13 protein-coding genes and 1 riboswitch are annotated in these 12,035 nt (G+C 72.9%); of the genes, 8 read left to right on the top strand and 5 right to left on the bottom strand.

Annotated features, from left to right (window positions below):
- Positions 1-465: 465 nt before the first annotated feature.
- Positions 466-1,281: an SGNH/GDSL hydrolase family protein gene (locus tag CCN39_RS27970; protein ID WP_086846879.1), complete on the bottom strand. Its 816-nt coding sequence runs from the start codon at positions 1,279-1,281 to the stop codon at positions 466-468.
- Between the two features lie 269 nt (positions 1,282-1,550).
- On the opposite strand from CCN39_RS27970, the gene CCN39_RS27965 reads away from it, so the two are divergent.
- The gene (locus tag CCN39_RS27965) at positions 1,551-2,210 is read left to right on the top strand and encodes a DUF3159 domain-containing protein (RefSeq protein ID WP_086846877.1); all 660 of its coding nucleotides are present in this window, start codon (positions 1,551-1,553) and stop codon (positions 2,208-2,210) included.
- Positions 2,211-2,320: 110 nt separating this feature from the next.
- On the opposite strand, the gene CCN39_RS27960 is transcribed toward CCN39_RS27965, so the two are convergent.
- Together CCN39_RS27960 and CCN39_RS27955 are read right to left on the bottom strand one after the other, a co-directional pair.
- Positions 2,321-3,277, bottom strand: a complete 957-nt coding sequence (locus CCN39_RS27960) for an N-acetylglucosamine kinase (protein ID WP_086846875.1) — start codon at positions 3,275-3,277, stop codon at positions 2,321-2,323.
- Positions 3,274-4,320, bottom strand: a complete 1,047-nt coding sequence (locus tag CCN39_RS27955; protein ID WP_086846873.1) for an SIS domain-containing protein — start codon at positions 4,318-4,320, stop codon at positions 3,274-3,276. Before CCN39_RS27955 ends, CCN39_RS27960 begins: the two co-directional genes overlap by 4 nt.
- A gap of 148 nt (positions 4,321-4,468) precedes the next feature.
- On the opposite strand from CCN39_RS27955, the gene CCN39_RS27950 reads away from it, so the two are divergent.
- Positions 4,469-5,224: a GntR family transcriptional regulator gene (locus tag CCN39_RS27950; RefSeq protein WP_086846871.1), complete on the top strand. Its 756-nt coding sequence runs from the start codon at positions 4,469-4,471 to the stop codon at positions 5,222-5,224.
- Between the two features lie 43 nt (positions 5,225-5,267).
- On the top strand, positions 5,268-6,800 hold the full coding sequence (locus tag CCN39_RS27945; protein WP_086846869.1) for an MFS transporter: 1,533 nt from the start codon (positions 5,268-5,270) through the stop codon (positions 6,798-6,800).
- On the opposite strand, the gene CCN39_RS27940 is transcribed toward CCN39_RS27945, so the two are convergent.
- Entirely contained in the window at positions 6,797-7,747 is a 951-nt protein-coding gene (locus CCN39_RS27940) for a threonine ammonia-lyase (protein ID WP_086846867.1), read from the bottom strand. The genes CCN39_RS27945 and CCN39_RS27940 overlap by 4 nt on opposite strands.
- A gap of 147 nt (positions 7,748-7,894) precedes the next feature.
- Between CCN39_RS27940 and CCN39_RS27935 the strand changes: the two genes are divergently transcribed.
- Positions 7,895-8,629 (top strand): hypothetical protein, encoded by a 735-nt coding sequence (locus CCN39_RS27935; RefSeq protein ID WP_086846865.1) that lies wholly within the window; start codon positions 7,895-7,897, stop codon positions 8,627-8,629.
- A 1-nt stretch (position 8,630) separates the two neighbouring features.
- Here CCN39_RS27935 and thiE read toward each other — a convergent pair whose 3' ends face one another.
- Positions 8,631-9,290 (bottom strand): thiamine phosphate synthase, encoded by a 660-nt coding sequence (gene thiE / locus CCN39_RS27930; RefSeq protein ID WP_086846863.1) that lies wholly within the window; start codon positions 9,288-9,290, stop codon positions 8,631-8,633.
- A gap of 31 nt (positions 9,291-9,321) precedes the next feature.
- Positions 9,322-9,427: riboswitch (TPP riboswitch) on the top strand.
- On the opposite strand from thiE, the gene thiO reads away from it, so the two are divergent.
- The 4 genes from thiO (at position 9,421) to CCN39_RS27910 (ending at position 11,980) form a co-directional block, all read left to right on the top strand.
- A complete protein-coding gene (gene thiO / locus CCN39_RS27925) occupies positions 9,421-10,494 on the top strand; it encodes a glycine oxidase ThiO (protein WP_086846862.1) in 1,074 nt (357 codons plus the stop codon). (Overlaps the previous riboswitch by 7 nt.)
- On the top strand, positions 10,494-10,694 hold the full coding sequence (gene thiS / locus CCN39_RS27920; RefSeq protein ID WP_086846860.1) for a sulfur carrier protein ThiS: 201 nt from the start codon (positions 10,494-10,496) through the stop codon (positions 10,692-10,694). Before thiO ends, thiS begins: the two co-directional genes overlap by 1 nt.
- A 1-nt stretch (position 10,695) precedes the next feature.
- Positions 10,696-11,454: a thiazole synthase gene (locus tag CCN39_RS27915; protein WP_086846858.1), complete on the top strand. Its 759-nt coding sequence runs from the start codon at positions 10,696-10,698 to the stop codon at positions 11,452-11,454.
- Between the two features lie 97 nt (positions 11,455-11,551).
- Entirely contained in the window at positions 11,552-11,980 is a 429-nt protein-coding gene (locus CCN39_RS27910; protein WP_086846856.1) for a MarR family winged helix-turn-helix transcriptional regulator, read from the top strand.
- Positions 11,981-12,035 lie beyond the last annotated feature (55 nt).

Raw genomic sequence — 12,035 nt, 5'->3', positions numbered from 1 at the left:
CTGGGCGCGGCGGCGGGCGCTGGTCAGCGCACCTAGGCCACCTCGACCTCGATCAGCCGAGCTGCCGGTACCTCGAGCCGCGGACTTGGCGCCGGCGCCCCCGACCGACCCGGCTCCTCGCGGAACCTCGGTCCCCGAGCCGGCGCGCGGCCGACTTCGCCGAGCCCGGAAGTCTGGCGCGGTGCCGCCATGCGCACCGATGAGCCGGGGCGGCGGGCGCTAATCAGCGCTCCTCGACCGCCTCGACCTCGACCAGCCGAGCCACCGCTACCTCAAGCCGCGGACTCAGCACCGGCGCCCCCGGCCGACCCAGCCTCTTGCAAAACCTCGGTCCCCCAACCCGGCGCACGGCCAACCCAAGCGCAACCCGGAAACCGAACAGAGCCCCGCCATCACAAAGCGCAACCCACCCCAGAGCCGACCATCAGCACACCCAACCCCTCAACCGCGCCCAAGCCCCCAAGATCAACTAGCCTGCTGCCGCCGAACACTCTCCGGCACCTCGAGCACATCCAACGGCACCAGCGGCGCCAGCTGAGGCCGCTTCGGCGACAGCCCATCCCCCATCGACTCGCCCCGCAGTTGCCGTCGGATCCACGGCAGCAGGTGGACCTTCGTCCACGTCAGATCCGATCGCCGCGAGTCGATCCACCGGTTCGGTGTCTCCATCAGCGGCCACGGCTCGCGCCAGTCCGACTCCACCGGGATCCCCAGCACCTCCGCCGCCTTCAGGGCGATGCGGCGGTGGGCCTCCGGGGAAAAGTGCAACCGGTCGTCGCTCCACGCTCGGCGGTCGTGGAGGGGGGCCATTGTCCACAAGTCGACCATTCGGGCGCCGTGGCGTTCGGCGATCGCCCAGAGGTTCGTGTTGTAGATCGCCACCTTGCCGCGCAGGACCGACATCACCGACAGGACCTTCGTGTCCGGGCCGTTGAACATCAGCACCGGGATGCCCGCCTCGCGCAGCTTCGCCACGCCCTCCTCCAGGCGCTCGGTGACCGCGTCCACGTCCGCCCCCGGGACGATGATGTCGTTGCCGCCCGCGCAGAGCGTCACCAGGTCCGGCTTCAGTTCCAGGGCGATCGGCAGCTGCTCGTCGAGGATCTCGTCGAGCATCTTGCCCCGCAGGGCCAGGTTGGCGTAGCGGAAGTCGCTGCGGCCGGCCGCCAGGACCTCCGCCAGCCGGTCGGCCCACCCCCTGAAGGATCCGTCCGGCAGGTCGTCGTTGAGCCCCTCGGTGAAGCTGTCACCGAGGGCTACGTAGCTGTCGAATCCGTACACGTTGGGTCCCCTTCCCATCCCTGCGTCCGACACACCCCGACATGTAGTTGTACACCTCAACTAACCATCGGCCGCAAACCCGCTCCACCCCCGGGCGTTCAGCCTGCGGTAACAGTGTCTTATCTTGTCGGCCTTTTGCGCCTCTCTATTACTCAGTCTTCACCTTCGGCATGCCGTGAAACCGCACACTCGGAGCCAAACCCGGCACCTGGTGTGGCGAAAGTCTCCCTCCCCGGGGCCTCCCGGACGCGATCCGGCAGGCTGGAGACGTGTCCGGAGAACCCCGTGAGCCGCTCACGCAGATCCTCGGTGGCCGCCGGGGTGCGCTCGACGCCAGCATCCCGCCCGTCGGCTTCGTCGCCGGGTGGCTCGCGGCCGGTCAGTCCGTCGCCTGGGGGGCCGGGGCCGCCGTCGTGGTCGCCGTCGCCGTCGGGGTCTACCGGATCGCCCGTGGCGGCAAGGTGCGCGCGCTCGTCGTCAGCCTCGCCGCCGTCGTCGCGGCCGCGCTGATCGCCCTGCACACCGGCCGTGCCCAGGACTTCTTCCTCCTGCAGCTGATGTCCAATGTGGCCAGCGCCCTGCTCTGGGCGGCCAGCATCGTCGTGCGCTGGCCGCTGCTCGGCGTCGTCGTCGGCCTGCTGCTGGGCCAGAAGACGCGCTGGCGCCGCGACGCCGTGCTGCTCAGGGCCTACTCTCGCGCCAGCTGGGTGTGGGTGCTCCAGTACACGCTGCGGGTGGTCGTCTACGGCCTGCTGTGGTGGGCCGGGCAGGTGCTCGCCCTCGGCGTGGCCCGCACGGTGCTCTCCTGGCCGCTCGTCGCGCTGACCGTCGCGGTCAGTGGCTGGGTGCTCTACCGGGCGTTGCCGCCGGAACACCCCGGCCTGCGCCTGGCTCCGGAAACCCGCTCGGACGACGTACCCGGGGCATAAGGCGGCCCCCGGCGAGGGGGGAGGGTCCGGGGGCCACTGCCTACGGTACCCGGACTACCCGGGTTCAGTCGACGGTTTCGCGTCTTTGCGCCGCGTTTTGCTCGAGATCCTTACGCCCGGGGGCGCGGCGTCCCCTCGCCGAAGGCGTCCACGGCGGCCAGCCACGCCGCCCCGAGCACCCCATCGGAGCTGGTCAGCACCTCGAGCTCGCCCAGCCGGCGGCGGACGAGCTCGCCGACCGGGCTGGCGCCGGTGAGCACCGAGCCGACGAGCACGACGGGGGTCGACTCGCCGGGCTCGCGCGCCGCGAGGGCGTTTTCGGCGAGATGCCCGGCCGCGCGGGCGACGATCTCCCGGGCCGCCGGCTCACCCGCGTCGTGCGCCGCGCTCACCAACGGGGCGAACCGGGCGAGCCGGACCGGCGCCTCCGCGTTGGCCGCGGTGATCAACGCCCGGGACGCGGCCAGCCGGCCGGCGTCGTCGCGGACGTCCAAAGCGGACAGTCCGAGTGCGGCGCCGAGCACCGCCGACGGGAGCCCGTCGAGCGGCCGCCCGCGGCCCAGTGCCTCCAAAGTGGAGCGGACGGCTTCGCGGCCGAGCCAGAACGCCGACCCTTCGTCGCCGAGCAGCCAGCCGTAGCCGCCGGTCGTGCCCGCGAGACGCCGCTCGCGGATGCGGCCCACGATCGAGCCGGTGCCGGCGACGACGACCGTCCCGTCCGGCGCCGAGGTCGCCGACGCGTACGCCACTTCGGCGTCGGCGACCGTCCGGACGGCACACGTGAGACCGATTCGTGTCCACGCCGCGTCGAAGACCGCCGCCACGCTCGGGTCGCTCAGCTTGCTGACCCCGGCCATGCCGACGACGCACGCGCGCACGGCGGCGGGGTCGTGGGCGCCCAGTGCCGCGGTGATCGCGCCGGCGATCCGGCCCGCGGCGACCTCGGGCGCGTGCGCGTTCGGGTTGGCTCCTTCGCCGCGCCCGGTGCCCAGCACCGCGCCGGCGGCGTCGACCAGTGCGGCCCTGGTCGACGTTCCGCCGGCGTCGACGCCGATCGCGAGGCTCACCTCGTCTTGGTCACCTTCAGCAGGCCACGCGGGCTGTCCGGGTCGCCGCCGCGGGCCAGCGACAGGCCGAGCGCGATCCGCTGGATCGGCAGGATCTCCAGGATCGGCGCGAGCTCCTCGACCGTCGGCGCGACGTCGATGCGCAGCGCCGCGGGCATCTCCGCGGCGGCCGAGCCGACCGCCAGGACGTCCGCGCCGCGCTTGCCGACGGCCTCGAGAACCTCGTGCATCGCCTGGCCGCCCTGGCCGTTGCTGGTCACGGCGAGCACGGCGGTCTCGCCGTCCACCGCCGCCACCGGGCCGTGCAGCAGGTCCGCGCCGCTGTACGCGCGGGCGGCGAGGTAGCTGGTCTCGGCGAGCTTGAGCGAACCCTCGAGCGCGCTGGCGTAGGAGTAGCCGCGGCCGGTGGTGAGGATCCGGTCCACGAAGCGGTACCGGTCGACCGCGCGCTGCACGCCCTCGGCGGCGCCGTCGAGGGTCTGCTGCGCCAGCTCGCCGATCTTCTCGGCGTCGGCCGCCTTGCCGCCGCGCACCGCGTCGATCAGCAGGTACAGCGCCATCAGCGTCGCGGAGTACGTCTTGGTGGCCGCGACGGCCTTCTCGACGCCCGCGCCGATGTCGACGCCGAGCTCGGACGCCGCCCGCAGCGGCGAGTCCGGCGTGTTGGTGACCGACACCGTCAGGGCGCCCTGGCGCCGCGCCGTTTCGGTGACCTCGATCAGGTCGGGCGAGCCGCCGCTCTGGCTCACCGTGACGAACAGCACGTCCCGCAGATCGGGCCGGGCGCCGTACAGCGTCGCCGTGGACGGGGAAACCAGACCGGCCGGAAGGCCGAGCAGTACCTCGATCAGGTACTTCGCATACAACGCTGCGTGGTCGCTCGATCCACGCGCGGCGAGCAAAGCGAACCGCGGAGGCCGTTGTGAGATCTTTTCCGCCACTTCGGCGATTTCCGCCTGACGCGCCACCAGTCCGGCCAGGACGTCCGGCTGCTGGGCGATCTCCGCGGCCATGTGCGCGCCGGGCCGTTGTTCGGTCATCATTTTCCTCTCCACCTCCGGCATTATGTACCGGACTCAGGCGGCGTCGGTCAGGTCTAGACCAATGTTATAGGGGCGGCGCGTTTGGGGAAAAGGGTACGTTTCTTACGGGGACGTGGCGTGCGATGAGGGAAGACATAGGGAGCCGGGCATGTTGGAGACCACCACCACGGGCGAGGCGGGCGCCGTCGCCGGGATGCGCGGGCAGCGCGAGCCCAAGTACTGGGCGCTGAAACAGCACCTCCTCGACCTGCTGGACGTGCTGCCGCCGGGGTCGCCGATCCCGACCGAACGCGCGCTCGCCGGGGAGTTCACGGTCTCCCGCACCACCGTGCGCCAGGCGCTGGCCGACCTGACCGCCGAAGGTCGCCTGCACCGGGTGCAGGGCAAAGGCACTTTCGCGGCCGAGCCGAAGCTCGCGCAGCGGCTGCAGCTGTCCTCCTACACCGAGGACATGCGCAAGCAGGGCCTGAAGCCGTCGTCGAAACTGTTGGAAGTCGAGGAAATGCCGGTCGAGGGCGACCTCGCGAAGCTGCTCGGAATCCGGACCGGCGCGAAAATCCTTCGCCTTCGACGACTTCGACTGGCGGACTCGCAGCCGATGGCGCTCGAGACGACGCACCTGCCGCTCGGCCGGTTCCGCGGGCTGCGCAAGCACGTCTCGGCCGGCGGTTCGTTGTACGCCGTTCTACGCGAGCACTACGGCGTCGAACTCGAACGCGCGGAAGAAACGATCGAGACGTCGCTGGCGGGACCGCAGGAAGCGGAGATGCTCGGCGCGGACGTCGGCATGCCGGTGCTGATGCTGACCCGCCACTCGTTCGCCACGGACGGCAAGCCGGTCGAGTTCGCCCGCTCGGTCTACCGCGGCGACCGCTACAAGTTCGTGACGACGCTGCTGCCGTAGGCGCGCGGTTGACGGGGGTCCCCGGTCACGTGAAGGTGACCGGGTGACTGCCACCGAAGACACCGGGATCCGCTGGGGGACGGGCGCGGCGCGCGGGGTCCTCGCCACCACCATCCTCGGCTCGGGCATGGCGATGCTCGACGGCACCATCGTCAACGTCGCCCTGCCCCGCATCGGCACCGAGCTGAACGCCTCGGTCGCGGGGCTCCAGTGGATCCTCGACGGCTACCTGCTGGCGCTCGCCGCGCTGATCCTGGTCGCCGGTTCGCTCGGCGACCGGTACGGCCGGCGCCGGATGTACCTCGTCGGCGTGGTCTGGTTCGGGGTCGCGTCCGGGCTGTGCGCCGCCGCGACGTCCACCGAGGTGCTCGTCGCGATGCGGATCCTGCAGGGCATCGGCGGCGCGCTCCTGACGCCGGGGTCGCTCGCGATCCTCCAGGCGTCCTTCGCGCACGACGCCCGCGCCCGCGCGATCGGCGCCTGGTCCGGCCTCGGCGGCATCGCGGCCGCCGCCGGGCCGCTGCTCGGCGGCTTCCTCGTGCAGGTGTGGTCGTGGCGGCTGGCGTTCCTGATCAACGTGCCGATCGCGGTCGTGGTGGTGCTCATGGCCCGCCGGTTCGTCCCCGAATCCCGGGACCCCGAGGCCACCGGGCACCCGGACTTCGGTGCCGCCGCCCTCGGCGCGCTCGGCCTGGCCGGAGTCACCGGCGCGCTGGTCGAGGCGCCCGCGCGCGGCATCGGCGACCCGCTGGTACTGGGCGCGGGCCTGCTGGGGATCGCCGGGCTGGCCGCGTTCGTCGTCGTCCAGCACCGCTCGGCGGAGCCGCTCGTACCGCCGTCGCTGTTCGGCGACCGCACGTTCACGCTCTCGAACGCGCTGACCTTCGTCGTCTACGCGGCCCTCGGCGGCGTGATGATGCTGCTGGTCATGCAGCTGCAGGTCTCGCTCGGCTACTCGCCGACGGCGTCCGGGCTGGCCGGGCTGCCGCTGACGGTGATCATGCTGCTGCTCTCGGGCCGCTCCGGCGCGCTCGCGCAGCGCATCGGCCCACGGGCCCAGCTGGTGGTCGGGCCGATCGTCGTCGGCATCGGGATGCTGCTGATGCTGCGCATCGCGCCCGGCGCGTCCTACCTCGGCACGGTGCTGCCCGCGGTGGTCGTGTTCGGGCTCGGCCTGGCGACGGTCGTGGCCCCGGTGACCGCGACCGTGCTGGCCGCGGCCCCGGACCGCTACGCGGGTGTCGCGTCCGGGGTCAACAACGCCATCGCCCGCTCGGGCGGCCTGCTGGCGGTCGCGGTGCTGCCGGCGGCGGCCGGGCTGACCGGCGAGGCGTACGCCGATCCGGTCGCGCTGACCGCGGGCTGGCGGACGGCGCTGATCATCTGCGCGGCACTGGCGATCGCCGGCGGCCTGATCGCGCTGGGCATCCACAACGGCGTCCTCGCGCCGCCGTCGTCGTCGTCGGAGGCCAAGCCCGACGACGAGTGCCCCCACCTGGGTGAGTGCTACCACTGCGGTGTCGAAGGCCCGCCGACGCACATCCGCGGCGGCGGGACCCCGGTCGCCGGCTCCTAACCCGCGAGGATCTCGGCGAACAGCGCCGGGTCGGCGTTGCCGCCCGAGACGAGCACGACCGTCTTCCCGGCCGGGAGCTCCTCGGCGTGGAACAAGTACGCCGCCGTTGTCACCGCGCCGCTCGGCTCGGCCACCAGCCGGGCCTTGCGGGCGAGGACGCGCACGGCGTCGCGGATCTCGTCCTCGGTGACCGTGACCATCTGGTCGACGACCTCGCGCAAATGGGCGAAGGTCAGTTCCGACGGTTGCGAGCGCAGGCCGTCGGCGATCGTGCGGGCGCGGTCGGCCTGTGGCCACCGGACCAGCTCGTCCCGCCGGAGGCTGTCGGCGACGTCCGCGGCCAGCGCGGGCTCGACGCCGATCACGCGCGCCCGCGGGCACCTCGCCTTGATCGCGGTGCCGACCCCGGCCGCCAGCCCGCCACCGCTGATCGGGACGAGCACGACCTCGACGTCCGGCAGGTCTTCGGCGATCTCCAGCCCGGCGGTGCCCTGCCCGGCGATGATGGCCGCGTGGTCGAAGGGTGGAACGAGGGTCAGCCCGCGTTCGACGGCCAGTTCACGCGCTTTCCCCTCGTGTTCGCCGATCGGCACCTCGATGACCTCGGCGCCGTAGGAGCGGGTGGCCTCGACCTTGATCCGCGGCGCGACGTCCGGCACGACGATCACCGCGGGCACGCCGTACCGCTGCGCGGCGTACGCGACTGCCTGCGCGTGGTTGCCACTCGAGTACGCGATGACGCCGCGGGCGCGCGCCGCGTCGTCGAGAGCGGCGATGGCGTTGAACGCGCCACGCACCTTGAACGCCCCGACCGGTTGCAGGTTTTCGGGTTTGAGCCACAGGGTTCCGCGGGGATCCCAGGTCTGGAGCAGTAGGGGCGTGCGCACGGCGACATCGGCGACGCGCTTCGCGGCGGCCTCGATGTCAGAGATCGTCACCAGTTCCATGTGCCGAGTATGTCAAGAAAACGTTCGGTCTGGAGTGTCTATTATGGACAGACGGAGTGGTCCTCCTCACGCTGTGGCAACGAGGGGAGTTCCTCACGCGCCTTAGACGTTGGACAGGGGAGAACACGGACTACTCAGATCGGGATCATGACCAAGGAGAACGTAGCGGCTTCGGAGGAGAAGGAAGAAAAGTCGGGCCTGCGGATCGCGCAGGTCCTGGCGGCGGCGCTCGCGGCGGTGACCGCGGCACTGCTCGGCTCGACGCTGGGCGTGGCGGGCACGGTGGTCGGCGCCGGCGTGGCGAGCGTGGTGTCGACGGTCGGCAGCGAGCTGTACCTGCGCTCGCTGCAGCGCACCCGCGAGGCGGCGCTCAGGGCGCGTCAGCTGGCGACGTCGGGAATCCGGCGGCGCGGCGGCCCCGCGGTCGACATCACCGAGCAGCCGACGGTCCAGCTGAAACCGCCGGAGGAAGAGCCGTCCCGGCTGTCCGCGCGGCTGCGGAAACTGCGCTGGCCGTTGATCATCGGCACGAGCGTGGCGGCGTTCGCGGTGGCGATCCTGTCGATCGTCGGCTTCGAGTCGGCGACGGGCACCCAGATCGGCGGCGGAACGGGCTCGAGCATCGGCAAGATCTTCACCGGCGGCTCGGGCCGCACGGGCCAGACGCCGTCGACGACCCCGCCGACCTCGGCGAACGACACCCAGGTGTCCCCGACGGAGACGACCACGAGCCCGACGGACACGACGACCCCGCCGACGACGTCGTCCGAGACCCCGACGACCACCCCGGGCACGACGACCGAGCAGCCGTCGACCTCGGCCCCGGCCACCACGGCGACCCCGCCGACCAGCAAGGGCGCCGCGGCGACGCCGACCCCGTGACTCAGGGCAGGCGGGCCCGCAGTGCGCGGGCGGCCGCCTCGGGGTCCTCGGCCTCGGTGATCGCCCGGACCACCACGATCCGGGACGCTCCCGCGTCGAGGACCTCGCCGAGCCGCGGACCGTCGATGCCGCCGATGGCGAACCACGGCCGGTCCGGGGTCCAGGCCGCCGTCCCGCGCACCAGGTCCAGGCCGGGCGCGGGGCGACCCGGCTTGGTCGGCGTCGGCCAGCAGGGGCCCGTGCAGAAGTAATCCACCCCGGGCTCCGCGGCGGCCGAGAGAGCCTGGTCGAGCGAGTGCGTCGACCGGCCGATCACGACGTCGTCGCCCAGGATGCGGCGGGCCAGCGGCACCGGGATGTCGTCCTGGCCCAGGTGCAGCACATCGGCATCCACCGCCAGCGCCACGTCGGCGCGGTCGTTCACCGACAGCAGCGCGCCGTGGCGGGCGCACGCCTCCGCCAGCACCTCCAGCGCGGCGATCTCGCCGGCCGCCTCCAGGGCGCCGGTCTTGTCCCGCAGCTGGATGATGTCGACGCCACCGGCGAGGGCCGCGTCGGCGAAGGCGGCCAGGTCGCCGCGGTCCGTGCGGGCGTCCGTGCACAGGTACAGGCGCGCCGCGTCGAGGCGGGCGCGGATCTTGTCACCGGAAAGGGCGGGCATAGCGGCGACCGTACCCGTCGCGTTAGGGTGGAGGTGTCCGCACGGGAGCCCGAGGCACGGGCTGAGAGGGAGCTGCCGCTCCGACCGTGGAACCTGATCCGGGTCATGCCGGCGCAGGGAGCGTGATTCCATGACGAACCTGGCAGTGGTGGGCGGCGGCGTGATCGGCCTGTCCGCCGCGTGGCGGGCGGCCGCGAAAAACCACCGCGTCACCCTCTACGACCCCGAACCGGCCCGCGGCGGCGCGTCCTGGCTGGCCGGCGGCATGCTCGCCCCGGTCACCGAGGCCTGGCCGGGCGAGGAGGACGTCCTCCGCCTCGGCGAAGAGTCGCTGAAGCGCTGGCCCGGCTTCGCGCGTGACCTGCAAAAAGAGGGCGCCGACCCGGGCCTGGCCGGGCACGGGACGCTCGTCGTCGCCTTCGACAGCGCCGACGCCGGCTACCTGGACATCCTGGCCGGCCACCTGCACTCGCTCGGCCGCGCGGCCGAGCGGCTCACCGGCCGGGAGGTCAAACGGCTCGAACCCGGCACCGGGTCCGTCCGAAGTGGACTGCACGTGCCCGGTGACCTGGCCGTGGACAACCGGAAACTGCTCGACGCCCTGTACAACGCCTGCCGGAAGCACAACGTCCGGTTCGTCCGCGAGCGCGTCGGCGAACTCCCGGACGCCGAAGCCGTCGTGCTCGCCGCGGGCGCCTGGACCGGGCGGCTGCACCCGCTGCTCGCCGACGCCATCCGTCCCCTGAAGGGCGAAATCCTCCGGCTCAAGCCCCGCCGCGGTTGCCTGCCGCCGCCTGCGCGCACCGTCCGGGCCGTCGTCGAAGGCCGCCCGATCTACCTCGTCCCGCGCGGCGACCAGGAGCTCGTCCTCGGCGCCACCCAGTACGAGGCCGGTTTCGACCAGGCCGTCACCGCCCGCGGCGTGCGCGAGCTGCTCGAAGGCGCCGAACGCGTCTTCCCCGCGATCACCGAGTACGAGCTGACCGAGACCGCCGCCGGCCTGCGGGCCGGCAGCCGGGACGCGCTGCCGTACCTCGGCGCCTTGGACGACGGCGTCTTCGCCGCAACCGGGCACCACCGCAACGGCCTGCTGATGGCCCCGGTGACCGCGGACGCCGTGGTCGCGTGGCTCGAGGGGGACGAGCCGCCCGAAGGCGTCGAAGCGGCCTCGCCCGCCCGCCTGCACCAGAAGGAGCACGTGTGATGGAGATCAAGCTCAACGGCGAGTGGACGGCGTTCCCGGACGGCGCCACCGTCGCCGACGTCCTCGACGCGTCGGGCGGGCAGCGGCCGGGCATCGCCGTCGCGGTCGACGGCGTCGTCGTCCGGCGCGCCGACTGGGCCACCACCGCCGTCCCCAAGGGGGCGGTCCTCGACGTGCTCACCGCGGTCCAGGGAGGCTGAAATGGACGAAGAACCACTGGTCATCGGCACGACCAAACTGACGTCCCGGCTGATCATCGGCACCGGCGGCGCGGCCAACCTCGCGGTGCTCGAACGGGCACTGGTCGCGTCCGGCACCGAGCTGACCACCGTCGCCATGCGCCGCGCCGACGCCGAGGGCGGCTCCGGCGTCCTCGAACTCCTGAACCGGCTCGGCATCGAGCTGCTGCCGAACACCGCGGGCTGCCGGACGGCCGCCGAAGCCGTGCTCACCGCGCAGCTCGCGCGCGAGGCCCTCGGGACCGACCTCGTCAAGCTCGAGGTGCACGCCGACGACCGGACGCTGCTGCCGGACCCGATCGAGACCCTCGACGCCGCCGAACGGCTGGCCGCCGACGGGTTCACCGTGTTCGTCTACACGAACGACGACCCGGTGCTCGCGCTGCGCCTGGAGGAGGCCGGCTGCGCGGCGGTGATGCCGCTGGGCGCGCCGATCGGCACCGGCCTCGGCATCCGGAATCCGCACAACATCGAGCTCATCGTTTCGCGGGCGGGCGTCCCGGTCATCCTGGACGCCGGAATCGGCACGGCCTCGGACGCGACATTGGCGATGGAGCTCGGCTGCGACGCCGTCCTGCTGTCGACGGCCGTCACCCGGGCGGCCGATCCCGAGCGGATGGCCGCGGCGATGCGGTCCGCCGTCGTCGCCGGTCACCTGGCCCGCGAGGCCGGGCGCGTGCCGCAGCGCTTCTGGGCGCAGGCTTCGAGCCCGCCACGGTGAACCGTGGTGGCTTAACGCTGACCGTGACCCCGAACCCGTAAGGTGGACGGCACTTTCCGGCGCACCCGCGGCGGGGTGATGGCAGAAGGAGCCAGCCGTGACGAGCACATCGGTCCAGGACGTCTCGGGCAGGTTGTACCTCGCCGTGGGCAGGCTCTCCAGGTCACTGCGGCAGGCCGGGGTGCCGGGGCCCGGCCACGGCGCCATCTCGGCGCTGGCGACGCTGGTGCACGCGGGCCAGCTGCGGCTCGGCGACCTCGCGGCCAAGGAGGGCGTGGCCGCGGCGACGATGTCGCGGATCATCGCGTCCCTGGTCGAGGCCGGCTACGTGAGCCGCGAGTCCGACCCGGTCGACCGTCGGGCGTGGCTGGCGAAGGCGACCGAAGAGGGCGAGCGGCTCGTGTCCGGCGTCCGGTCGACGCGGGTGCAGGAGCTGAACCGGCGGCTCGACCGCCTGTCGCCCGACCACCGGGAGGCGCTGCTGGCGGCGCTGCCGGCCCTCGAAGCCCTGATCGCGGACGACTAGGCCGCGGGTGTCGCGCGCCGGCTGAGCGGGTACTCCAGCAGGCACGCCGGTCGAC

Origin of the sequence: Amycolatopsis kentuckyensis (assembly GCF_002155975.1) — a bacterium.
Lineage (GTDB): Bacteria > Actinomycetota > Actinomycetes > Mycobacteriales > Pseudonocardiaceae > Amycolatopsis > Amycolatopsis kentuckyensis.
Note: the sequence above shows the minus strand (reverse complement) of the source record. Positions and strands in the feature narration are given on the sequence as shown.

Bases quoted from the DNA above. Each gene is read 5' to 3' on its own strand.
- CCN39_RS27955 (WP_086846873.1), bottom strand. From the start codon at position 4,320: ATGATGACCGAACAACGGCCCGGCGCGCACATGGCCGCGGAGATCGCC.
- CCN39_RS27950 (WP_086846871.1), top strand. From the start codon at position 4,469: ATGTTGGAGACCACCACCACGGGCGAGGCGGGCGCCGTCGCCGGGATG.
- CCN39_RS27940 (WP_086846867.1), bottom strand. From the start codon at position 7,747: ATGGAACTGGTGACGATCTCTGACATCGAGGCCGCCGCGAAGCGCGTC.
- CCN39_RS27935 (WP_086846865.1), top strand. From the start codon at position 7,895: ATGACCAAGGAGAACGTAGCGGCTTCGGAGGAGAAGGAAGAAAAGTCG.
- thiE (WP_086846863.1), bottom strand. From the start codon at position 9,290: ATGCCCGCCCTTTCCGGTGACAAGATCCGCGCCCGCCTCGACGCGGCG.
- thiO (WP_086846862.1), top strand. From the start codon at position 9,421: ATGACGAACCTGGCAGTGGTGGGCGGCGGCGTGATCGGCCTGTCCGCC.
- thiS (WP_086846860.1), top strand. From the start codon at position 10,494: ATGGAGATCAAGCTCAACGGCGAGTGGACGGCGTTCCCGGACGGCGCC.
- CCN39_RS27915 (WP_086846858.1), top strand. From the start codon at position 10,696: ATGGACGAAGAACCACTGGTCATCGGCACGACCAAACTGACGTCCCGG.